Below are 20,004 nucleotides of genomic sequence, written 5' to 3' on the forward strand. Positions count from 1 at the left end.
CGGCAACACACCCGACGACGACACCAACTCCCGCAACGGCCAACACTCCAACACCCCCACCACCTCAGGAGCCACAGCCACAGCAAGACGCGCCACCGCAGACCGCGACTCATCACGCAGGGCGCGGACGGCCGCCCGTATCACGTTCCGCTGCGGTCCCTCCGGTACTCCCTCCGCGGCCCGCTCGTACAGGTCGGCCCCCTCCTCCAGGACGAGCGCGACATCGATGCGCGACGGGACCTTGATCCGCGCACTGTGCCGCCAGGTGGTGACCGGATCGCTCCACGCCTCCACCAGGTACGCCCACTTGCCGACCGACCGCGGCGTCACCTCGGCGACCCAGCGGTCCGTGCCAGGCTCCAGTTCACGCATCGGCGTCCAGGGACCGGGACGCCCCTGCGGGTCCAGCAGAACGACATTGGCGCCGATCGCGTCATGCCCTTCGCCGAAGACCGTCGCGGAGACCTCGAACGTCTCCCCCACCACCGCCTTCGCCGGGCGCCTGCCGCCGTCGACTGCCGGACGGACGTCCACGATCGGGATGCGTCCGATCAGGGTCACACCGGTCACCTCCCACTCTCTTGGCTGAGTCACCGTCCCGGCCGGTTCGCGAGGTCACGTTCGAAGGCATGCGACAGTCGTGCACGGAGCGGGATTGATCCGTCACGACATGCGAACCCCCACTCATGGTGCACGGCGTGACACCCAGCGTCCTGTTCGGTTTTAAACCACAGAGGCGCATGTGGCTCGTGTTGCACGAATGGAGTAGCCCTCGCACTCTGGTACTGACTCAGAAGCGCTGACCGATCACGCTTCGTATATGGGGCTCGACCCAGAAGGGCGACGAGAAGCGAGAGCTTCGCCGGTGAGGAGCCGACAACGATGGAGAACGCAGCACCCTGCTACTACCACCTCGACGTGGAGGTCAGTCCGGCGCGGATCGGGCAGGTCAGGCGGATCCTCGCCGCCCACCTCCGCTACTGGAACATCGAGACGCTCGTCGAGCCCGTCTGCCAGTGCGCCGAAGCGTTGCTGCGCACGATCGACGAACACGCGACGGACAAGAACACCACGCTTGAGATGTGGTGGAACGGTCAGCACCTCATCACCGCGATCCAGGACAGTGAGCCGGACATCCGGCCGCACTCCGCGCCGAGAGGCTGCCTGGTACAGATCGCGGCACTCAGCAACGGTTGGGGCTGCTGCGCCACCGCTACCGGCGGAAAGATCATCTGGTTCTCGCAACGGGCCCGTGCCACTGATCACGCCCCGCTCGTCCCGGTGGCGCCCGTGCCCAGCCTGCACGATGCGCGCGCCGTTCCCCGCGGTCTACCGCCGGCGGCGGTCGCTGCCGCACGGGAGCGGCAGGAAGCATCGGCCGAGCAGCCGGAGCCGACCACGGCGGACGCGTGACCACCGCGACCGACTGCCCCGTCCGCGTGGCCCTGGCCCCGTCGCGTGGACAGCCCGGTCCCGTGTGATCGACACTCGGCGGATGGCGAAGTACTTCGACGTTCACCCCGACAACCCCCAGCCGCGCACGATCGGCCAGGTCGCTCACAACATTCGCGACGGCGCGCTCGTGGTCTACCCGACGGACTCCTGCTTCGCACTGGGATGCCGCCTGGGCAGCCGTGACGGCATGGAACGCATCCGCACGATCCGCGATCTCGACGACCGCCATCACTTCACGCTGGTGTGCCGGGACTTCGCCCAACTGGGCCAGTTCGTGTACTTCGACAACGACGTGTTCCGCGCGATCAAAGCGTCGACCCCCGGCAGCTACACGTTCATCCTCCCCGCGACCCGCGAGGTGCCGCGCAAGCTGCTCCACCCGAAGAAGAAGACGGTCGGCGTCCGCATTCCCGACCACGTCGTGGCACAGGCGCTGCTGGCGGAGCTCGGCGAGCCTCTGCTGTCCAGCACTCTGCTCCTGCCGGGCGACGAGGAGCCGATGACGCAGGGGTGGGAGATCAAGGAGCGGCTCGACCACGTCGTGGACGCCGTGATCGACTCGGGGGACTGCGGCACCGAGCCGACGACGGTCATCGACTTCTCCGGCGGCGAGCCCGAGATCGTGCGCGCGGGAGCGGGGGACACGTCACGGTTCGAGTGACGGCCCTTCGGGGTGCGAGCCGACCCCGAGGCGCTCGCCCCCACTGTCCGGCCGAGCAAACGGTCTCGCACCGGTCACCGCGGTCCGCGGACGTACTGGTGCACAGGATCCGCCGGGTCGACGCTGGCGAGTCACCGCACCGCCCGTCCGCAACCGGTGCTCCTGCGCGGGCCGGTCGGACCCGAGGAGCGACCGGTCGGCCCTCGCCCCTGTGACCGGCCTGCACGACCCTGAAGGTGACAGCGTCACCGAGGACCGCCGAGGACCGCCATGGACCGCTTCCCGAGCCCAGGGGACAAGCCGCACCGCCTGCTCGCGGCGCTGCCCGTGCCGCGGAAGCTCGAAACGGCGCTGCTCGCCGTGACGGCCGCCGCCCTGGTGGCCGGAGGCGGCTTCTGGCTCTCCGGCTCCCCGGGCCTGGCCGACCTGTGCTGGGGACTGGGCACCATAGCGGCCGTGGCCCCCGCGGTGGGCTGGGTACTGGCCGAACTGCGCAAGGGACACGCGGGCGTGGACCTGATCGCGGTTCTGGCGCTCGGCGGCACCCTGGCGGTGGGTGAGTTTCTGGCCGGTGCCCTCATCGCGCTGATGCTCGCCACCGGACGCACCCTTGAGGCCGCCGCTCAACGGCGGGCCTCCCACGACCTGCGCGCGCTGCTGGAACACGCGCCGCGCTCCGCCCGCCGCCGCATCGGCTCCGAGGTGCGCAAGGTGCCGCTGGCCGAGGTGGCCGTCGGCGACCTGCTAGTCGTCGGACCCGGTGAGGTCGTTCCGGTCGACGGCCAGGTGGCGGGCACCACGGCCGTGCTCGACGAATCGGTGCTCACCGGAGAGCCCGTGGCCGTCACTCGCACCGCGGGTCAGAGCGTGCGCAGCGGTACGGTCAACGCGGGCAGCGCCTTCGACATGCGGGCCTCGGCGATCGAACGCGACAGCACATACGCCGAGATCGTACGGCTGGCCCAGCAGGCCGGAGCGGAGTCCGCGCCCGTCGTCCGCCTCGCCGACCGCTACGCCGCCTGGTTCCTTCCGCTGGCCGTCGGCGCGGCCGGTCTGGCCTGGCTGGTCAGCGGCTCCGCGGTCCGGGCGGTGGCGGTCCTGGTCGTCGCCACGCCCTGCCCGTTGCTGCTCGCGGCGCCGGTGGCGATCGTCTCCGGTCTGTCGCGGGCCTCCAGGCTGGGCGTGGTGATCCGCGACGGCGGGTCCCTGGAGAACCTGGGACGGGCCCGGACCCTTCTGCTCGACAAGACCGGAACCCTCACCGGAGGGCGTCCCCGGGTCCTCGACGTGTCCGCCGCGCCCGGCTGGAAGCCGGCCGAGGTGCTGCGGCTGGCCGCCTCGGTCGACCAGTACTCCCCGCACATCCTGGCGCGGGCCATCGTCGACGCGGCGCACGAGCGCGGCCTCGGCCTGTCGGTGCCGACAGGGGTCTCGGAGGAGCCCGGGCGGGGCGCCACCGGCACCGTCGACGGCCACCGTGTCAGCATCGGCCGCCCGGCCGCAGGCTGCGAACAGCCCGCCTGGGCCCGAGCCGCCGACAACCGCGCGGTCCTGGACGGAGCCGCCGCCGCCTGGCTCACCGTCGACGGCGCCCTCGTCGGCGCGGTCCTCCTGCGCGACCCGATCCGTCACGACGCGCCCCGGACGCTGCGCCGTCTGCGCTCCGCCGGCATCGACCGGATCCTGATGCTCACCGGCGACCGGCCCGAGCCGGCCCGCGAGGTCGCGGCCGTCCTCGGGCTCGACGACGTACGCGCCGAACTCACCCCGGCGGGCAAGGTCGCCGCCGTACGTGTCGAGCGCGAGCGCGCCGTCACCGTGATGGTGGGCGACGGCGTGAACGACGCCCCGGCCCTGGCCGCCGCGGACATCGGCGTGGCCATGGGCGCCCACGGCTCCACGGCCTCCTCCGAAGCCGCCGACATCGTCCTGACCACCGATCGCGTGGACCGATTGGCCGACGCCGTCGCCGTCGCCGTACGCGCTCGGCGCATCGCCGTCCAGAGCGCGCTCGGCGGCATGCTGATGTCGCTGGCCGCCATGGTCGCGGCCGCCTTCGGCCTGCTTCCTCCCGCCGTGGGTGCCCTGCTCCAGGAGGGCATCGACATCGTCGTCATCCTCAACGCGCTGCGCGCCCTGCGGGTGGACCGGACGGCGCGGCCCTCGCTGGAGCCCGCCGCGGAAGCCCTCATCCGCCGCTTCGCCGCCGAACACGACGACCTGCGGGATGCCCTCGAAGCCGTACGCGATGCCGCCGACCGGCTGTCGGAGGGGATCGGCCCGGAGGCGCTCGAGACGGTCGGCGAGGCGCACCGGCTGCTCACCGAACGGCTGTTGCCCCACGAGTACGCGGAGGAGCACGAGCTCTACCCGGCGCTCGCGCCCACCCTCGGCGGTCCCGAGGCGACCGCCACGATGAGCCGCGCCCACACGGAGATCGAACGCCTGTCCAGGCGCATCGCCACTCATCTCACACTCGCCGAGGCCGACGGAGGCCTGGCACCGGAACAGCTCGACGACCTGCGCGCCAGTCTCTACGGGCTGCACACCGTGCTGCGCCTGCACTTCGCGCAGGAGGAGGAGAGCTACTTCTCCCTCGCGCCGTGAACCGTGCTCGTGCCCCGGCTCGGCTGGTCCGGTCCCGAGGAGAGGTGCAGGCTGAGAGACAGGAAACGGCTCCTGCGGCGCACGGAAGTGATCACGATGGAAGCCAAGCACTGGACCGTGCAGATCTACATCACGGAGGACGGCGACGACACCCATGCGCGTGCCGTGCTGACCACCCGCGACACGTCGACCGTCACCGGCAGGGGTGAGGCCCGGCGCAATCCGATCGACCGGCCCATTCCGGAGATCGGCGACGAACTCGCCGTAAGCCGTGCGCTGGAGGACCTCGCCATCCGGCTGCACGACGTCGCCTCGGACGACATCGTGCAGTTGGCGGGCCCCGCCGCACCATGAGGGCCCCTTCCCGGGTTTCCCGGGGTCCATGACCGCGAGCCGCCGGTACGCGGTCGCGGCCCGCCCTCAGTCGTGCGGCACCAGTGCGACCGGGCACATCACGTGGTGAATCAGCGCGTGTGCGACCGGACCGGTGTGCGGCAGGGCCGCGGGACGGCGCCTGCGGCGGCCGACCACCAGGAGGCCAGCCCCCGCTGCCGCCTTGACCAGGACGTGCGCCGGGCGCCCCTCGTACGGACTCTCCCGCACGAACACGGTCGGGAACTTCTCGCGCCACGGCGCGAGCAGCACCTCGAGCCTGCGCTCCGCTTCCGCCTTGACCTGTGCCCGCTCCTGGGCGTCCGGCAGGCCCCGGATGTAGGGGACGTGCCAGGCCTGCACCACCCGCAGCGGCGCCCCGCGCAGTTCGGCGGCATGGAACGCGAACTCCAGCACGGCGTCACAGGGCGCGTCGACGTCGACGCCTACCGCGACGTCGCGGTAGGGCGTCCGGTCCGACTGCTTCCCCCGACTGTCCGGCAGGTGCTCGTTCGGGGCGCTGTCACCGGCACGCACGAGGACGACCGGCCGCTCGACACGGGCCACCGCGGCCAGGGCGACGGACCCGGAGAGAAACCCGCCGACCCCGCCGAGGCCCTGGCTCCCGATGACCAGGAACTCGGCGTTCTCCGCCTCGGCGAGCAGTGCGGGCCCGGGCCGCATCCGCACCTGCACGGGGGCGATGGACAGTTGCGGGTACCGCTCGCCCAGCGAGACGGCGGTGTCCCGCAGCACATGACGTGCCCCGACCCACGGGCCCCGTGGCTCGGTCAGGGACGTCCGCGTGGGTTCCTCGGGCAGACCCTCCCAGGCGTGCACCAGACGTAGTTGCCGGCCCCGGCGCAGGGCTTCCCTCGCCGCCCAGTCGGCCGCGGCGAGGCTCGCGCGCGAACCGTCCAGACCGGCGACGACTGGCCTCGACATGAGGGTCACCTCCCGGGTCACCCGGTGTGCGCGTGCGGCGCGGTCAGCACGGCCGGACTGTCACTCGTGGGGCACGACGGCCAGGGGGCAGCCTGCGTGCCGGATCACGGCGTGGGTCACGGGGCCGGTAGGGGGGCCGATGGCCCGCTCGGTCAGACGACGGCCGACGACCAGCAGACTCGCCGACGGCGCGGCCCGTACGAGCGCCGCCGTGGCCTTGTCCGCAACCACCGACTCCGCGACCCCCACGTCGGGGTACTTGTCGCACCACGGCTGGAGCACGGCGGACAGGAAACCCAGCCACTCGTCCGCCCGCTCGGAAGCGCTCACAAGGCCGATGTCGCCGTTGCCGAGGCCGAACGGGGAGGGCGCGTGCCAGGCGTACATGGCCCTCAGCCGTGCCTGCCGGAGCCGGGCGGCGTCGAAGGCGAACTCGATGGCCTTGTCGCTCGGGTCCGCGACGTCGACGCCGAGCACCACGTCCCGGTATCCGGTGCGCGTGGACGCGCTTCCGTCGTCCGCCGGGAGGTGTTCGTCCTCGGCCTTCTCACCCGCACGTACCAGGATGACGGGCCCTTCGGCGTCGGCCACCACGGCCAGGGCGACCGAGCCCAGCAGTACCCCGGTGACGCCGCTCGGTCCGTGTGAGCCCAACACCAGCAGGTCGGCCTGTTCGGCAGCCTGTAGCAGGGCCGCGGGGGCCGGGCCCTCGACCTGCTCGTCGGACAGGTGTATGCCGGGGCACGTACGGCGCAGATGTTCCGCCGCCGACTGCAGAACGCGGCGCGTCGGATGCGGCAGGGTGGCCTTCGTCGGCGGAACCTCCTTCTGCCGGGGGTGCCGACAGAAGGCGTGGACCAGGAGCAGCGGGCAGTTACGGCGCATGGCCTCGCGCGCCGCCCACGCGGCGGCGGACAGGCTCGCGGCGGTTCCGTCGACTCCGGCAACGACGGGCGGAAGCATGGCGCCCACCTCCAGCGCTGGCTCTCCTTCCCCCTACCAGCGTCGCTCCGCGGCGCCCGGAGGGCACATGGGCTGTCAGGTCCTCACCGGGGACCGTCCGGCCCATCGCCGCGACGTCTCAGTCCGGGAGCAGCAGGAGGCAGGTCTCCCCCGGTTCCAAGGGCACCGCGCGGTCCCCCAGCCGAATGTCGATGGGGGAACGGTCGGACGAAGGCACCGCGATCTGCAGCGACCCGTGCTCCAGCCGCAGCCGCACGCCCCAGTGCCCCTGGTACTGGATGGCGAATCCGTACGACGACAGCTCCGGTAGCGGCGCCGGGTCGAGCCAGAGCGCCCCGGCGCGGGTCTCCAGTCCGGTCAGCCCCCGCTGGACGAGGTCGAGGGTGCCGGCCATGGCGCCCAGGTGGATGCCCTCTCCGGTGGTGCCGCCCTGGAGGTCGGCGATGTCGCTCCGCAGCGCCTCCTGGAAGTACGTCCATGCCTCCGAACGCCGGGCGCGGGCCAGGACCCAGCTGTGGACGAGGCCGCTGAGGGTGGATCCGTGGCTGGTGCGGGCCAGATAGTAGTCGACGGTGCGCCGCCAGGTGTCCTCGTCCAGCCGGTGGCCCAGGCGCTCGAAGAGGCCCCGGAGTTCGGCCGGTGGGAAGAGGTAGCCCAGCATGAGCACGTCGGCCTGCTTGGACGCCTGGTAGCGGTTGACGGTGTCGCCCTCCGCCTCCAGGATCCGGTCGAGGCGCTTGATGTTGCCGTAGCGCTCGCGGTAACCGTCCCAGTCCAGCTCGGCGAGGTCGCCGTAGCCTTCGAACTGGCTGATGACCCCGTCGTGGAAGGGCACGTGGATCGTGCGGGACACCTCCTCCCACTGTTCGAGTTCGCCGTCGTCGAGTCCGGTGCGCTCGACGAGTTCACGCCGCCGGGGTTCGGGGAGGGTGTGCAGCACCTCCAGGGTGCGGCTGAGCACCCAGGCGGCGGTCACGTTGGTGTACGTGTTGTCGTCGAGTCCGGGCTCGAGCGCGCCCGGATAGCCGTCGTGGTACTCGTCGGGGCCGACCACGCCCCGGATACGGTGCCGGGCGAGGCCCTCGTCGTAGGTGGCCGAGTCCGCCCAGAAGCGGGCGATCTGCAGCAGCATCTCGGCTCCCTTGGTGTGCAGGAACTCGGCGTCCCCGCTCGCCTCGCAGTACTGCCACACGTTGTACGCCACGGCCGAGCCGACGTGCCGCTGGAGGCGGGTGTGGTCGGGCAACCAGCGTCCGGAGCGCGGGTTGAGGTGCAGTTCCTGGGTCTCCTCGCGGCCGTCGCTGCCGCTCTGCCAGGGGTAGAGCGCCCCACGCCGGCCGATCGCGCGCGCCGCGGAACTGGCACGGCGCAGGCGCCGGTGACGGTAGTGCAGCAGGGCGCGGGAGACCTCGGGGAAGTGCAGGTTGAGGTACGGCAGCACGAACAGTTCGTCCCAGAAGATGTGTCCTCGGTAGGCCTCCCCGTGCAGTCCTCGGGCGGGCACGCCCACGTCGAGGTCGGCGGTGTGCGGCGAGAGGGTCTGCAGCACGTGGAAGAGGTGCAGTCGCAGGATGCGGCCCGCCTCCCCGGAGACGTCCAGGCCGGTTCGGCGCCAGAGCTGGTGCCAGGCGGTGCGGTGGGGCACCAGCAGCGCGTCGAATCCGGGGGCCTCGCCCACCCGGGCGACCGCGGCACACAGCGGGTCGCTGATCGCGGGGTCACGGGAGGTGTGCAGGGCGATGGTCTTGTCGACGGTGGCCGTCCGGCCGGAGGTCAGGCGCAGGCTCACCCGCTGGACGGCGCGCGGGTGGGTGTGCTCGGTGGTGACGGGCACGTCGGCGGTCAGCCGGGACGCCAGGCCGATCCGGACGTCCGAGGTGCGGGTGCGGCAGCGCAGCCACACCGTGTCCGGGGTCGCGGTGCCACTGTGCACGTGGACCAGATGAGTGCCCTCCAGGTCGCGATAGCGGGCCACGCCGGTATTGGTGACTCCCCCGTCGAGGGCGGCCTCGACCTCCACCCCGCCGTCGAAGCCCTCGGTGGTGAACTCGGTGCGCAGGGCGGCGAGGTGTGGGTCGGCCATGTGCACGATGCGCTGTTGGCGCACGGACAGCGCCCGTCCCCCGCCGAGCCCGTAGCGCGTCCGGCGCTCCAGCAGGCCCGAGGACAGATGCAGGACCTGCCGGTGGTCGAGCACGCTCCCGGTGTCCGGCGTGAGCCACTCATGCCCGGTGATGCGGAAGCGCAGCGGCAGCCAGTTCGGAAGGTTGACCATGTCCTCGTTCTCCACCTGGCGTCCCGCCACCCGCGAGGTGAGCCGGTTGTAGCAGCCGGCCACATAGGTGCCCGGGTAGTGCACGTCGTCGGCGGTGCATTCGGGCAGCGCCCCCCGGGTGGCGAAATAGCCGTTGCCCAGCGCGCACAGGGACTCCCGCAGGCGTTCGTCCAGGGGGTTGTAGCCCTCGTACTGCCAGGTCCAGACCGTCACTGCGGCGTTCCTCCCACGAGCAGTTCTCCGGAGCCGCCCGCGACGACGCCGGCACCGTGCCGCATCAGTCTCGCGCCGGTGACGGACGGGCGCTGGGGTCCACGCCGATACCGAGGGGCGAATCCACCGTGGCAGCGCGGTGCGACCCCTTCGGTCCGCAGCGGGCGGTCACACTCGTTGCGGCACGACCGCGACCGGGCAGTCCGCGTGGTGCAGCAGCGCATGGCCCACCCGGCCGAACTGGAGGCCGATGTGGCCGTGCCTGCGCCGTGTTCCGACGACGACGAGGTCGGCGGCGGCCGAGCGCTTCAGCAGCACGGTGCGGGCAGGCCCTTCGGCCGTGGCGGGGCGCACCCGGATGCCCGGGTGAGCCGCCCTCGCGTCGTGGAGCAGGGCGTCGAGGTGGGCGGACGCCTCCTGCTCGTGCCGACTCGTGGCTTCCCCGACCGACACCGCGAGGTCGGTGGTCTCGTACGCGGGGCTACGCCAGGCGCGTACGACGTCGAGGATGCACTTGCGTGCCTCGGCCTCGCGGAAGGCGAACCGCACCGCCTCGTCACTCATGCCGGGCTCCCCGGCGCCCAGCAGGATCCGGTCGTGGGCACCGGCCAGGCCCGCCTTGTCGCCGCGGACGACGATCACCGGGCAGTGGGCGCGCGCCGACACGGCCAGGCTCACCGAGCCGAGAAGCAGTCCCGTCAGCTCGCCCCGGCCACGGGAGCCGGTCACCAGGGCAAAGGCGTTGTTGCCTTCGCGCAGGAGGGCGGAGACCGCGTCCTCGGGCAGTACCTCCGCTGAGACCTGCACAGTGGGGTCACGGCGGCAGGCGCGCTCCGTCGCGGAGCCGACGATGTTCTCCGCCATGACTTTCTCGGCGGGGCGTTCCGAGCCGCTCGACGGTGTGGCGCCTTCGTAGCGTTCCCAGAGGGAGGCGTGCACCAGCCGGAGCGGCAGACCGTGCCGGGCGGCTTCGTCCACCGCCCAGTCGACCGCCGTGAGGCTGGAGTCCGACCCGTCGATGCCCACGACCAGGGGCAGATCCATGCCTTACACCGCCTTTCGCAGGGCTGCGGAATCATGCGGAATCATCCAGGTCCCCCTCACTTTCGCATCACGCGACCGGGTGAAGCAGGGGCGGTTCGGCCCTCGGCGGGGACGTTCGGCCCATGTCGCCCCAACCGGCGGTGGCCCAGTGACAGCGGCCAGGGGCGGCCCCCCGGTTTGGGCCGAACGACCCCCTGCCGGGACCGGGCGGCCCGTGGTGCCGCGCACGGTCGCGCGCCCACGCTGATAGCAGTAGCCCCATGGCATCCCGGAGTGGTGCGATGACGATTTTTGGTCATGGCACTTCGCGCCCTCGGTTTGGCAGTCGGGAGCCGAGGCCCAAAGCCCGGTGCGGGCTTACGAGTTCGACGCGGTGACCGTACGGTCGATGTGTGAGGAGGACCCGGAGTTCGGTCGAGCGATCGCCCTCTGGGTGGGCTGCCTGCTCGCGCAGCGGCTGCATGCGGACCGCACCCGGCTGCTCGATCTGTACGCCCCCCTACGGCAGCGGCGACACACCATGGCCCGAAGCCCGCTGTACCGGGTCCCCCTACCGGTCGCCATGCCGTACGCTTCGACACCCCGAGGAGGAGACCGTGCCCGGCACACCGCACCTCGTGAGCGACGTGATGACGCGTGCCGTCGTCGCCGTCGGCCGCGACGCGCTGTTCAAGGACATCGTCAAGCTGATGGAGCAATGGCAGGTCAGCGCCCTTCCGGTACTGGAGGGTGAGGGCCGTGTGGTCGGCGTCGTCTCCGAGGCCGACCTGCTGCCCAAGGAGGAGTTCCGCGACAGCGATCCGGACCGGTGCACACAGCTTCAGCGCATGCCCGACCTGGCGAAGGCCGGCGCGCTGACCGCGGGGGACCTGATGTCCTCCCCGGCGATCACCGTGCACGCCGACAGCACGCTGGCCCAGGCCGCGCGCATCATGGCCCAGCGCAAGGTCAAACGGCTCCCGGTGGTCAACGACGAGAGTCTGCTCGAAGGCGTCGTCAGCCGTGCGGACCTGCTCAAGGTGTTCCTGCGGCCGGACAACGAGATCGCCGACGAGATCAGACGCGACATCGTCGACGTCCTCCTCCCGGCCCCGGTGGAGCCCATCCACATCATCGTCACCGAGGGTGTCGTCACTCTCACCGGGAAGATCCGGGAGCCCACCCTGATCCCCGTGACCGTCCGCCTGGTGCGTGCCGTCGAGGGCGTGGTGGACGTGGACTGCCATATCTCCGGAACCGGCGAGGAGTGACCGCCGGCGAAGGTTCGCGGCACGGTCCGAGTCCGACGCCGTGCACCCGCCGGCCGCCGGTCAACCGGTCGTCCTCCGCCACCTCGGCCCGACCTGCTCCCACTCCTGGTCCCATGCCTGCATGCGCTGCCGGTCCAGGCGTGCGCGGACCAGCCGCCCGCAGAAGAGCACCCCGCCCGCGGCGCTGAGCCCACCCAGCCCGCCGACGAGCGACGCCTCCACTCGCGTCTGCCCCTCGGTGGCCGGTCTGGGGACCAGCGCGCCCGCGCGGTCCGTCCACACGGTGACCGGTGCGCCCGCCTTCAGGCCGGGTTCGACCCTGGTCAGAGCCGTGCGCGTCGTACCGTCGGGGTTGCTCCAGCGCACCTTCGCCCACACGCCGCCGTCGCTGTAGTCGGATTCCACCTGTCGGTCCGCGTCCTTGGTCAGCACGGCCGACACCGTGTGCGTCTCGGCGCGGCGCGCGGCGAGTGCGTGGTCCACCGATGCCGCCGTCATACGGCCCGCGAGCACACCGGCCAGGAGGGCCAAGAGCCAGCTACCAAGGAGGATCCACGCCTCCACGCGGTCGCTTCGGCGCCGGAGCGGATTGCGCCGCCACCGCCACAGCCACACCCTCGCCCCCGTCCTACGACGTATCGTCCTCATCGGTCGTCACCTTCCTGCGCGGACTGGGGGGCGTGCTTGCTCGGGCTGGGGCGTGGCATACGCGGCCAAGAGGGGCGGGGAGGAGTGTCCCGCCGCGGGTGTGTCACGTGATGCTTCCGGCTTCTCAGGGCCGTCCTGCGGACTCGGGAGGGTCCGCGGACTCCGGAGGAAGGTCGGGGTCGAGGTCCGGGCGGCGGCGAGGACCCATGAGCGCGCAGTCCACGTCCACCACGCCCTCGACACTCCGCACCAGGCCTGCGACGACGGGGACGAGCGAGGTGTCGCGGATACGGCCGGTGAGCTTCACGACCCCGTCGCGCACCTCCACCCGGATCGGCTCCAGCGGGGCAGGGATCACATGGGCGACGATCTCGTGACGGATCTCCTCGGCGATGTCCTCGTCCTCCCGCATGAACACCTTGAGCAGGTCGGAGCGGCTGACGATGCCCAGCAGCGCGCCGTCGTCACCGACGACGGGCAGCCGTTTGACCCTGGCACGGGCCATGGTCCTGGCGGCGTGGGCCAGGGTCACGTCGGCATGGACGGTGACGGCCGGCGCGGTCATCAGCTCCTCGGCGGTCACGGCACCGGCCTTGGCGAGGTTGCCCAGCCATTCCAGCCTCTCGGCGGAGATGCGGTTGGTCGAGCGGACGCCGGAACGCAGGAGGTCGGTCTCCGCGTCGTGGAACTCCTCCTTGCGCAGCAGGTCCGCCTCGGAGACGACGCCGACGACCCTGTTGTCCTCCTCGAGTACGGGCATGGCACTGACCTTGCACTGCCGCATGGCCCTGACGATGTCCTTGAACGTCGCGGTGCGGACGAGGGCGACGACCTCGCGGGTCATGACATCACTCACAAGGCGGGGGGTGCGCTGCATGGTGTGTCCTCCGGTGGTGCTGAGGCGGGGACAGGGCTCGTGGCGTGGTCGTCGTGATCACGACTGTGCCTCCTCCCGCACGGCCGAGGGGCGCCCGAGACGGCTGTCGTCGCCGTGCGCACGCTCCTCCGTACCGTCCGTACGACTCTCTCAGCGTGCGGCATGGACCGGGCGGGAGCATGGGCCGAGTGGCCCTGCCCCGCGCTCCGACCGGCTCTCGTTGCACGGCTCGCCCTCGTCGGCACGCGATGGCTGGTCAGTCGTGCGGAACCACCACGACAGGTGCCACGGCGTGGCGGAGTACCGCATGCGTCACCGGGCCGATGTGCGGGCCGACCGTAGCGGGGCGGCTCCTGTGCCCCACGACGACCAGTGAGGCGTCACGGGAGGCGTCCGCCAGGTGCGAGCCCGCCGTACCGATCACGGACTGCTCGATCACCTCTACGGCGGGAAACCTCTCCCGCCACGAACGCAGGGCGGTGACCGCGGCCGAATCCGCCGGGGTGTTCCGGCCCTGGACGACACGCAGGGCTGCGGCACGACGGGAGGCCGCCTCGAACGCGACCGCGAGGACGGCGTCATGGAAGTCGCGGAGGCCGAGCCCGACGACGACGTCGTGGTACGGGCTACCCCCGGACGCGGTACCGAGAGGACTGGCCATGTGCGTGTCGGTTGCACCGTCACCGGCGCGTACCAGGACGACGGGGCGCTCGGCCCGGGCCACCACGGCCCGGGCCACGGATCCGAGCAGGAGTCCGGCCGCCCGGCCCGGCCCCCGCGTGCCGAGCACCAGCAGCCCGGCATCGTCCGCGGCGGCCGACAGGGCCGCCACGGACGGGCCGGGAACCTGGTGGGCGGCGACCCACAAGCCGGGGTGACGGTCCATCAGGGCGGTACGTACCTCGAGCAGCATGTGCGCGGACGGGCCCGTGAACGACACCTGATCATGTGGGGGTTGGTCGCCGGCGTGCACGATCCTCAGTTCCGCTCCGCGGAGCAGCGCCTCACGAGCGGCCCAGTCGGCTGCAGCGAGGCTCTCGGGCGAGCCGTCCAGACCGACGGCGACGGCAGGGAACATGGGCGGGCCTCCTTCGGTGTCCCACCCCACTGTGGTGTCCCGAAGGCCGCGGGAGCAGGGCCCGCAGGTCCCGATCTGCCGCCGACCGGCCCTGGTCCCGGTCGAAGACGGCTGGACGCCCTCTCGTTGACGACCTCGCACGATTGCCGCCGACGTGCAGTCAGGTCCGAACGGCAGCCGAGTCGCGGGGCGGCGATGCAGCACCGACGATTGAACTCGAACGTGCCCCTCCGCGAAGGAAGAGCCCATGCCTTGCCGTTCCTCGGCCCGCACTCACACGCTGCGCCCACTCGCTCTGCCGTTGGCCGCACTGGCCTGCACTCTCACGGCCGTTGTGCTGACCGGGTGCGCCCACGGCGGTAAAAGCCCCTCTGCCACCAAGACTCCCACCGCCCCGAATACGGCGGCGTTCTCCGGGACGCCGCCTTCCGTGCTGGCGTCTTCCGCATCCGCCGCGATCGCCTCCGCCCGTGCATCGGCCTCGGCGGCGGCGGCCTCCGCCTCGGCCCGCGCCTCGGAGTTCGAGGCATCGGTGAACGCCAACGCCGTCCGCGCCGCCGCTGCCGCCGAGAAGGAGCTGAAGCACGTGCACGGAGGGGGAAACGCGCGCTCCGAAGTCAACATGAAGGGGCTGCCCAAGTCCCAGACCGGAGGCGTACTGGCCGTCCTGCTCACCATCACCAACAAGACCGACCGGAAGGCCTCCTACGCCGTCCAGGTCGACTTCGTGAACGCGGAGGGCCATGCGGTCGAGACTCGGTTCGCGGGTGCGGAGAATCTCGCCCCCGGCAAGAGCGAGCAGCCCATCGCGTTCAGCCGCCGGCCCGCCGAGCCGGGGCTGAAGCCCCGGCTCACCAAGGCCCAGCGCTACTGAGCAAGGAGGCGGCTCGGGTTCCGCCCTGGAAGCCCACTGACGGCCGTCCCGGGTCACCCGGACGGCTCCTCGAGGTCGCGGCGCGAAAGGAGCGGCGCGAGGCTGTGGCTGTGCCGGTCAGGAGAGTGCGGTCGACCCGGCACGGTGGTGTGCGACCAAGGCCGCGCGGTCCAGAAAGGTGACGGCATGGCAGAGACGCTCGGCGGGGCGCGACAGGGCCCGGCGAAACCCGGCAGCAGCGGGCGGGTGAACGGCGTGTCCATGTTCGCCGGCCTGGCACTGGAGTTGAGCGGAACGCTGAGCTTCCTCCAGGGCATCACCGCTGTCGCACACGACGGTATGTTCGGCGCGACGCCTCAATATGAGTATCGCTTCGACCTGACCACCTGGGGCTGGATCCATCTCGTGCTCGGCGTCGCGCTGATGATTGCGGGTCTGGGAGTGCTGGCCCACAAGGGTTGGGGCCGGAGGGCCGGTTTGGCAGTGGGCGCGGTGAGCCTGATCACCCAGTTCATGTTCATTCCGCACTATCCCTTGTGGTCGATCAGCGTGATGGTTCTCGACCTCGTCGCCATCTGGACATTGACCAGGTTCGCGTTCGAGTAGGCGGAACCAACCGCCGGCGACCGGCCGAACAGACCAAAAAGCCCCGCACCGGCGCAGGCATCGGCCCGGTGATGCGGGTGGCCGCCTCCGGCGCCCGCTCAGGACGACAGGTCCACCCCGTACAGGGTGCGCCCGCCCACGAGTTCACGTCCCGTCACCAACTCGGGCTGGATGCGCACGAACACCTCCTTCGGTGATGGTGCCCAGGGTCGCGGACCCGTCCGGGCCAGCCGCTCGCATTCGCCGCGGTCGGTCACCACCGCGGCCGAACCGGTGACGACCACGCTCCAGCCGGACTGCGCGCTCGTGTCGATCTCGTCCGCCTCGAAGGCGACCACCGAGCCGTCGATCGCGCGCATCAGCTCGGAGAACGCCGAGATGCGCACCACCACCGCACCGTCGTCGTCCAGACGGAAGTTCAGCGGCACCACCGCGGGCAGCGCCTGACGCGTGTGGACGATACGGCCGACGGGGACCTGCGCCAACAGGCGCAGGCACTCCTGGCGTTCTAGTTCACGGAAACCGTCGTTCGGGTACATGTGCCAGTCCGTCTTCCGTCAGTTCGTCGTGCGCCGGGTCGGGCGGCGCAACTGGTGGCGTGCGGGGCCTGGTCATGCCTTTGCGGCCATGACCGGTCTCTTCTTCTTGTCACACGGCGTGGACCGCGACGACTTCGTGCTGTTCGCCGCCGACCACCACCTTGAGCGCGCCGGTGTCGGCGGCCCGGGCGAAGACGTCGTAGGCCTCCGCCATGCGGTCCAGCGGGAAGGTGTGCGTGACCAGCGAGGCGGTGGGCAGCCGACCGGCGGCCGCCATCCGCAGCAGCGTGGGAATGGAATAGGTGTCGACCAGCCCGGTGGTGATGGTCAGGTTCCTGCTCCACAGGTCTTCGAGATGGAGCGTGACGGGTTTGCCGTGCACACCGACGTTGGCCACGTGCCCGCCGGGCCGCACCATCCGGGTGCACAGCTCGAAGCTCTGCGGCTCACCGACCGCCTCGATGGCCACGTCCGCTCCCAGCCCATCGGTGAGGTCGGAGATCAGCTGTTCGGGGGCTTCACGGGCGTCGGCCAGGGCGTCGGCGCCAAGCCGTTTGGCGGCGTCCAGCCGGGCCGCGACCAGGTCTACGACGACGATGCGCTCCGGGGCCAGCAGCCGGGCTGTGGCGATCGCCGCGAGGCCGACGGGGCCGGCGCCGACCACGGCGACGGACGCCCCCGGCCGGACGTGTCCGTTGAGCACGCCGACCTCGTAGGCGGTGGGGAAGATGTCGGCGAGCAGCACGGCATCCTTGCTGTCCACCGCACCGGGCAGCGCGTGGACGGACAGGTCGGCGTAGGGAGCGCGGACGTATTCGGCCTGTGTGCCGTCGATCAGATGGCCGAGGATCCAGCCCCCGCCGCCGCGGCACTGGCCGTAGGACCTCTCCCAGCAGTAGCCGCACCGGCCGCAGGCAGTGATGCAGGACACCAGCACGCGGTCCCCCGGCTGGACGGTGTGCACGTCCCGGCCGATCTCGACGATCTCACCGACCGCCTCGTGTCCGAGGACGGTGCCAGGACGCACCGCGGGCAGGTCGCCCCTGAGGATGTTCAGGTCCGTCCCGCAGATGGTGGCGACGTCGACGCGCACGATCGCGTCGGTGGACTCCTTGAGACCGGGGTCCGGGACGTCCTGCCAGGCGGACTGTCCGGGGCCGTGGAAGACATAGCCCTTCATGACGATCCTCCCTTCCTCTCCCCCGGGTCCCCAGTCGTCCCCCGGGCTCCGCTACGGAGCGCCGCCGGAATCCGGTACGGCCGGGCGTCCCGCGTCACGCCGGGATTGCCCTGCACGTCCAGCTTGTCCGACCCCCTGGTGCTTCGCTTGGGCCGGTCGGCCCCTTCGCACGGCCGGACAGGGCCGATCGCATCGGGCGTCTTGGCGGGCCGCACGGGTGCGCGGTGCAATGGGAGAGCGGGCCACATGTCGCCTTACCGGCGCGCCGCACGCGCGAGGAGGTGGCCCCATGCGCTTCGACGAGGTCCTGGCCGACCCCGACCCGCCGACCCCGTACCGGGAGGTCGAGGTACCCGCCGGACGGGTACGGCTGGCCGCCCGGCTCGTCCTGCCCCTTCCGGCCCGGGCGGTGGTGGCCTTCGCCCACGGCTGCGGCAGCAGCCGGCACAGCCCACGCAACCGCTACGTCGCCGCCGCCCTCAACCGGGCCGGGTTGGGCACGCTCCTGCTCGACCTGCTCACCGAGGGCGAGGCACGCGAACGGAGCATCTTCTTCGACGCTTCTCTGCTGGCGAGGCGCCTGCATACCGCCGAGTGCTGGCTTCGCCGTGAAACCGCCCTGCCGGTGGCCTACTTCGGCGCCAGCGCCGGAACCGCCGCCGCCCTGGAGGCCGCCGCCCACCCCGGCGCCGACATCCGGGCGGTCGTCTCCCGCGGCGGCCGGCCTGATCTGGCGACGCACACGGCCCTGGCCCGGGTACGGGCCCCGACCCTGCTCATCGTCGGCAGCCAGGACACCCGGGTGCTCAGTCTCAACCGGCTCGCCGCCGACCGGCTGCGCTGCGAACACCGGCTGGCCGTCGTACCCGGCGCCACCCACCTCTTCACCGAGCCGGGAGCCCTGGCCACGGTCGCCGAACTGGCCCGGCACTGGTTCACCGCCCACCTCGCCCCCACGGGCGCAGGGACACCGCGGCGGCCGGTCTGAGGACCGTGTCCCACCGCAAGGGCCCTTGGTCCCCGGGGAGAGCCGACCGGCCCACTCACATCCGATGGCCGCCGCCGGACCATGAAAGGGCACGGAGGAATACGGCTCTGCCGGCCCGGCGCCGGAAGGCGGAAGGCGGGCGTTCAGTGAACGACACGTTGTCCCTGGGGCGTATCGCCGGCGTACGCGTCGGTCTGCACTGGAGCGTGCTGGTCATCGTCGTGTTCATCGCCCTCGCCCTGGCCCGTGGGCGCCTCCCGGCAGCCCACCCCGGCCATTCGGCCCTGGCCTACTGGGCGCTGGCCGTGCTGACCGCGGTGGTGTTCCTCGCCTCCCTGCTCGCCCACGAGCTCGCGCACGCGATCGTCGCACGCCGCAACAACGTGCAGGTCGACGGCATCACACTGTGGGTGCTCGGCGGAGCAGCCCGCCTGCGCAGCGAGGCTCCCACGCCCGGTGCGGAGCTGCGTATCGCCGTGGTGGGGCCGCTCACCAGCGCACTGCTGGGTGGAGTGTTCACCGGCCTCGCCGTCTGGCTGGGCGCCCTGCGTGTCTCGGGGCTGGTGGTCGAGGCCATCGCCTGGCTCGCCGGCATCAACATCGTGCTGGCCCTCTTCAATGCCCTGCCCGCCGCCCCCCTGGACGGCGGACGGCTGCTGCGCTCGTTCCTGTGGCACCGCACCGGCGACCCGTTGCGGGCGACCCGCGGTGCCACGGCCGCGGGACGGGCCCTGGGCTGGCTCATGGTGGCCGCCGGATTCGCGGCCGTGCTCTTCGCCGGCAATCTCTCGGGGATGTGGGCCGCCCTGGTGGGCTGGTTCCTCATCGCCACCGCGACGGCCGAAGCCCGCCAGGCGGAACTGCGGGGCATGCTGCAGGGTATCCCCGTCAGCCGGATCATGACCCCCACCCCGGTCTGTGTCCCCGCCGCGGTGAGCATCGCGCAGTTCCTGGCCGAGGGGCCGCTCTACCGGTACCGCCACCCCGCCTTCCCGGTGCTGACAGCCGACGGCAGCGTGGCGGGACTGGTCACGGTCGATCTCATCACCCGTGTGCCCGTGGGCGAGCGCTCGACCATGACGATCGGTGATGTGATGCGCCCGCTGTCCGAGGTCGAGACGGCCGCCCCTGACGGCATGGTCATGGACCTGCTCCCGCGCCTCGACGCGAGCACGGATCACAGGGCACTCGTCCTCGACGACGAAGGACATCTGGTCGGCATCGTCACCCGCGCGGACATCAGCCGTACTGTGGCGTGGCTGACCACCGCCGACCGCAGGCGGGGCTGAGACGGTGCCCGAGCGCGCCGGCCGCGGAACGCGGCCACGGCCGGTCGGCTGACGCGTGCCGTGCGCCGCCGCTCGTTCGCCGAACGGACGAAGGCGGACCCGGAATGGTCAGCCTGGTCACTGCCGACGAACAGGTTCGA

18 protein-coding genes and 1 pseudogene are annotated in these 20,004 nt (G+C 71.8%); 9 read left to right on the plus strand and 10 right to left on the minus strand.

Annotated features, from left to right (window positions below):
• A partial coding sequence (locus ACWDEX_RS33895) for a maltotransferase domain-containing protein (protein ID WP_450468336.1) occupies positions 1-555 on the minus strand: 555 nt, incomplete at its 3' end.
• Between the two features lie 327 nt (positions 556-882).
• Here ACWDEX_RS33895 and ACWDEX_RS33900 point away from each other — a divergent pair.
• The 4 genes from ACWDEX_RS33900 to ACWDEX_RS33915 all read left to right on the plus strand — a co-directional run bounded on the left by ACWDEX_RS33900 (position 883) and on the right by ACWDEX_RS33915 (position 5,077).
• The gene (locus ACWDEX_RS33900; protein WP_450468308.1) at positions 883-1,413 is read left to right on the plus strand and encodes a pep a2; all 531 of its coding nucleotides are present in this window, start codon (positions 883-885) and stop codon (positions 1,411-1,413) included.
• Positions 1,414-1,495: 82 nt separating this feature from the next.
• Complete coding sequence (locus tag ACWDEX_RS33905) at positions 1,496-2,116, plus strand: L-threonylcarbamoyladenylate synthase (RefSeq protein ID WP_450468309.1); 621 nt, start codon at positions 1,496-1,498, stop codon at positions 2,114-2,116.
• A gap of 270 nt (positions 2,117-2,386) precedes the next feature.
• Positions 2,387-4,723 (plus strand): heavy metal translocating P-type ATPase, encoded by a 2,337-nt coding sequence (locus tag ACWDEX_RS33910; protein ID WP_450468310.1) that lies wholly within the window; start codon positions 2,387-2,389, stop codon positions 4,721-4,723.
• A gap of 96 nt (positions 4,724-4,819) precedes the next feature.
• Positions 4,820-5,077, plus strand: a complete 258-nt coding sequence (locus tag ACWDEX_RS33915) for a DUF1876 domain-containing protein (protein WP_450468311.1) — start codon at positions 4,820-4,822, stop codon at positions 5,075-5,077.
• A 66-nt stretch (positions 5,078-5,143) separates the two neighbouring features.
• Here ACWDEX_RS33915 and ACWDEX_RS33920 read toward each other — a convergent pair whose 3' ends face one another.
• The 4 genes from ACWDEX_RS33920 to ACWDEX_RS33935 all read right to left on the minus strand — a co-directional run bounded on the left by ACWDEX_RS33920 (position 5,144) and on the right by ACWDEX_RS33935 (position 10,535).
• Positions 5,144-6,040, minus strand: a complete 897-nt coding sequence (locus ACWDEX_RS33920; protein WP_450468312.1) for a universal stress protein — start codon at positions 6,038-6,040, stop codon at positions 5,144-5,146.
• A gap of 60 nt (positions 6,041-6,100) precedes the next feature.
• A complete protein-coding gene (locus tag ACWDEX_RS33925; protein WP_450468313.1) occupies positions 6,101-7,003 on the minus strand; it encodes a universal stress protein in 903 nt (300 codons plus the stop codon).
• 118 nt (positions 7,004-7,121) lie between these two features.
• Positions 7,122-9,491 (minus strand): glycoside hydrolase family 65 protein, encoded by a 2,370-nt coding sequence (locus tag ACWDEX_RS33930; RefSeq protein ID WP_450468314.1) that lies wholly within the window; start codon positions 9,489-9,491, stop codon positions 7,122-7,124.
• Between the two features lie 168 nt (positions 9,492-9,659).
• On the minus strand, positions 9,660-10,535 hold the full coding sequence (locus ACWDEX_RS33935; RefSeq protein ID WP_450468315.1) for a universal stress protein: 876 nt from the start codon (positions 10,533-10,535) through the stop codon (positions 9,660-9,662).
• Positions 10,536-11,164: 629 nt separating this feature from the next.
• Between ACWDEX_RS33935 and ACWDEX_RS33940 the strand changes: the two genes are divergently transcribed.
• The gene (locus ACWDEX_RS33940) at positions 11,165-11,785 is read left to right on the plus strand and encodes a CBS domain-containing protein (RefSeq protein ID WP_450468337.1); all 621 of its coding nucleotides are present in this window, start codon (positions 11,165-11,167) and stop codon (positions 11,783-11,785) included.
• Between the two features lie 60 nt (positions 11,786-11,845).
• On the opposite strand, the gene ACWDEX_RS33945 is transcribed toward ACWDEX_RS33940, so the two are convergent.
• From ACWDEX_RS33945 to ACWDEX_RS33955, 3 genes are all read right to left on the minus strand, one after another.
• Positions 11,846-12,433: an Rv1733c family protein gene (locus ACWDEX_RS33945; RefSeq protein ID WP_450468316.1), complete on the minus strand. Its 588-nt coding sequence runs from the start codon at positions 12,431-12,433 to the stop codon at positions 11,846-11,848.
• A 124-nt stretch (positions 12,434-12,557) separates the two neighbouring features.
• Entirely contained in the window at positions 12,558-13,310 is a 753-nt protein-coding gene (locus tag ACWDEX_RS33950) for a CBS domain-containing protein (RefSeq protein WP_450468317.1), read from the minus strand.
• Positions 13,311-13,566: 256 nt separating this feature from the next.
• Positions 13,567-14,388, minus strand: coding sequence for a universal stress protein (locus tag ACWDEX_RS33955; protein WP_450468318.1), 822 nt, complete (start codon positions 14,386-14,388; stop codon positions 13,567-13,569).
• 247 nt (positions 14,389-14,635) lie between these two features.
• Between ACWDEX_RS33955 and ACWDEX_RS33960 the strand changes: the two genes are divergently transcribed.
• Together ACWDEX_RS33960 and ACWDEX_RS33965 are read left to right on the plus strand one after the other, a co-directional pair.
• Positions 14,636-15,262 (plus strand): hypothetical protein, encoded by a 627-nt coding sequence (locus ACWDEX_RS33960; RefSeq protein ID WP_450468319.1) that lies wholly within the window; start codon positions 14,636-14,638, stop codon positions 15,260-15,262.
• 186 nt (positions 15,263-15,448) lie between these two features.
• Positions 15,449-15,868 (plus strand): DUF7144 family membrane protein, encoded by a 420-nt coding sequence (locus ACWDEX_RS33965; RefSeq protein ID WP_450468320.1) that lies wholly within the window; start codon positions 15,449-15,451, stop codon positions 15,866-15,868.
• A gap of 98 nt (positions 15,869-15,966) precedes the next feature.
• Here ACWDEX_RS33965 and ACWDEX_RS33970 read toward each other — a convergent pair whose 3' ends face one another.
• The gene (locus ACWDEX_RS33970; protein ID WP_450468321.1) at positions 15,967-16,407 is read right to left on the minus strand and encodes a pyridoxamine 5'-phosphate oxidase family protein; all 441 of its coding nucleotides are present in this window, start codon (positions 16,405-16,407) and stop codon (positions 15,967-15,969) included.
• Positions 16,408-16,516: 109 nt separating this feature from the next.
• Complete coding sequence (locus ACWDEX_RS33975; RefSeq protein WP_450468322.1) at positions 16,517-17,587, minus strand: zinc-dependent alcohol dehydrogenase family protein; 1,071 nt, start codon at positions 17,585-17,587, stop codon at positions 16,517-16,519.
• Between the two features lie 340 nt (positions 17,588-17,927).
• On the opposite strand from ACWDEX_RS33975, the pseudogene ACWDEX_RS33980 reads away from it, so the two are divergent.
• Together ACWDEX_RS33980 and ACWDEX_RS33985 are read left to right on the plus strand one after the other, a co-directional pair.
• Positions 17,928-18,575, plus strand: a pseudogene (locus ACWDEX_RS33980) (dienelactone hydrolase family protein); the annotation flags it as partial.
• Between the two features lie 146 nt (positions 18,576-18,721).
• Entirely contained in the window at positions 18,722-19,864 is a 1,143-nt protein-coding gene (locus tag ACWDEX_RS33985; RefSeq protein WP_450468323.1) for a site-2 protease family protein, read from the plus strand.
• Positions 19,865-20,004: the final 140 nt, after the last annotated feature.

Source organism: Streptomyces sp. NPDC001020 (assembly GCF_053599115.1).

Excerpts from the sequence above, each read along its gene's own strand:
- ACWDEX_RS33900 (WP_450468308.1), top strand. The coding sequence starts at position 883 with ATGGAGAACGCAGCACCCTGCTACTACCACCTCGACGTGGAGGTCAGT.
- ACWDEX_RS33905 (WP_450468309.1), top strand. The coding sequence starts at position 1,496 with ATGGCGAAGTACTTCGACGTTCACCCCGACAACCCCCAGCCGCGCACG.
- ACWDEX_RS33910 (WP_450468310.1), top strand. The coding sequence starts at position 2,387 with ATGGACCGCTTCCCGAGCCCAGGGGACAAGCCGCACCGCCTGCTCGCG.
- ACWDEX_RS33915 (WP_450468311.1), top strand. The coding sequence starts at position 4,820 with ATGGAAGCCAAGCACTGGACCGTGCAGATCTACATCACGGAGGACGGC.
- ACWDEX_RS33920 (WP_450468312.1), bottom strand. The coding sequence starts at position 6,040 with ATGTCGAGGCCAGTCGTCGCCGGTCTGGACGGTTCGCGCGCGAGCCTC.
- ACWDEX_RS33925 (WP_450468313.1), bottom strand. The coding sequence starts at position 7,003 with ATGCTTCCGCCCGTCGTTGCCGGAGTCGACGGAACCGCCGCGAGCCTG.
- ACWDEX_RS33935 (WP_450468315.1), bottom strand. The coding sequence starts at position 10,535 with ATGGATCTGCCCCTGGTCGTGGGCATCGACGGGTCGGACTCCAGCCTC.
- ACWDEX_RS33940 (WP_450468337.1), top strand. The coding sequence starts at position 11,165 with ATGACGCGTGCCGTCGTCGCCGTCGGCCGCGACGCGCTGTTCAAGGAC.
- ACWDEX_RS33945 (WP_450468316.1), bottom strand. The coding sequence starts at position 12,433 with ATGAGGACGATACGTCGTAGGACGGGGGCGAGGGTGTGGCTGTGGCGG.
- ACWDEX_RS33950 (WP_450468317.1), bottom strand. The coding sequence starts at position 13,310 with ATGCAGCGCACCCCCCGCCTTGTGAGTGATGTCATGACCCGCGAGGTC.
- ACWDEX_RS33955 (WP_450468318.1), bottom strand. The coding sequence starts at position 14,388 with ATGTTCCCTGCCGTCGCCGTCGGTCTGGACGGCTCGCCCGAGAGCCTC.
- ACWDEX_RS33960 (WP_450468319.1), top strand. The coding sequence starts at position 14,636 with ATGCCTTGCCGTTCCTCGGCCCGCACTCACACGCTGCGCCCACTCGCT.
- ACWDEX_RS33965 (WP_450468320.1), top strand. The coding sequence starts at position 15,449 with ATGGCAGAGACGCTCGGCGGGGCGCGACAGGGCCCGGCGAAACCCGGC.
- ACWDEX_RS33970 (WP_450468321.1), bottom strand. The coding sequence starts at position 16,407 with ATGTACCCGAACGACGGTTTCCGTGAACTAGAACGCCAGGAGTGCCTG.
- ACWDEX_RS33975 (WP_450468322.1), bottom strand. The coding sequence starts at position 17,587 with ATGAAGGGCTATGTCTTCCACGGCCCCGGACAGTCCGCCTGGCAGGAC.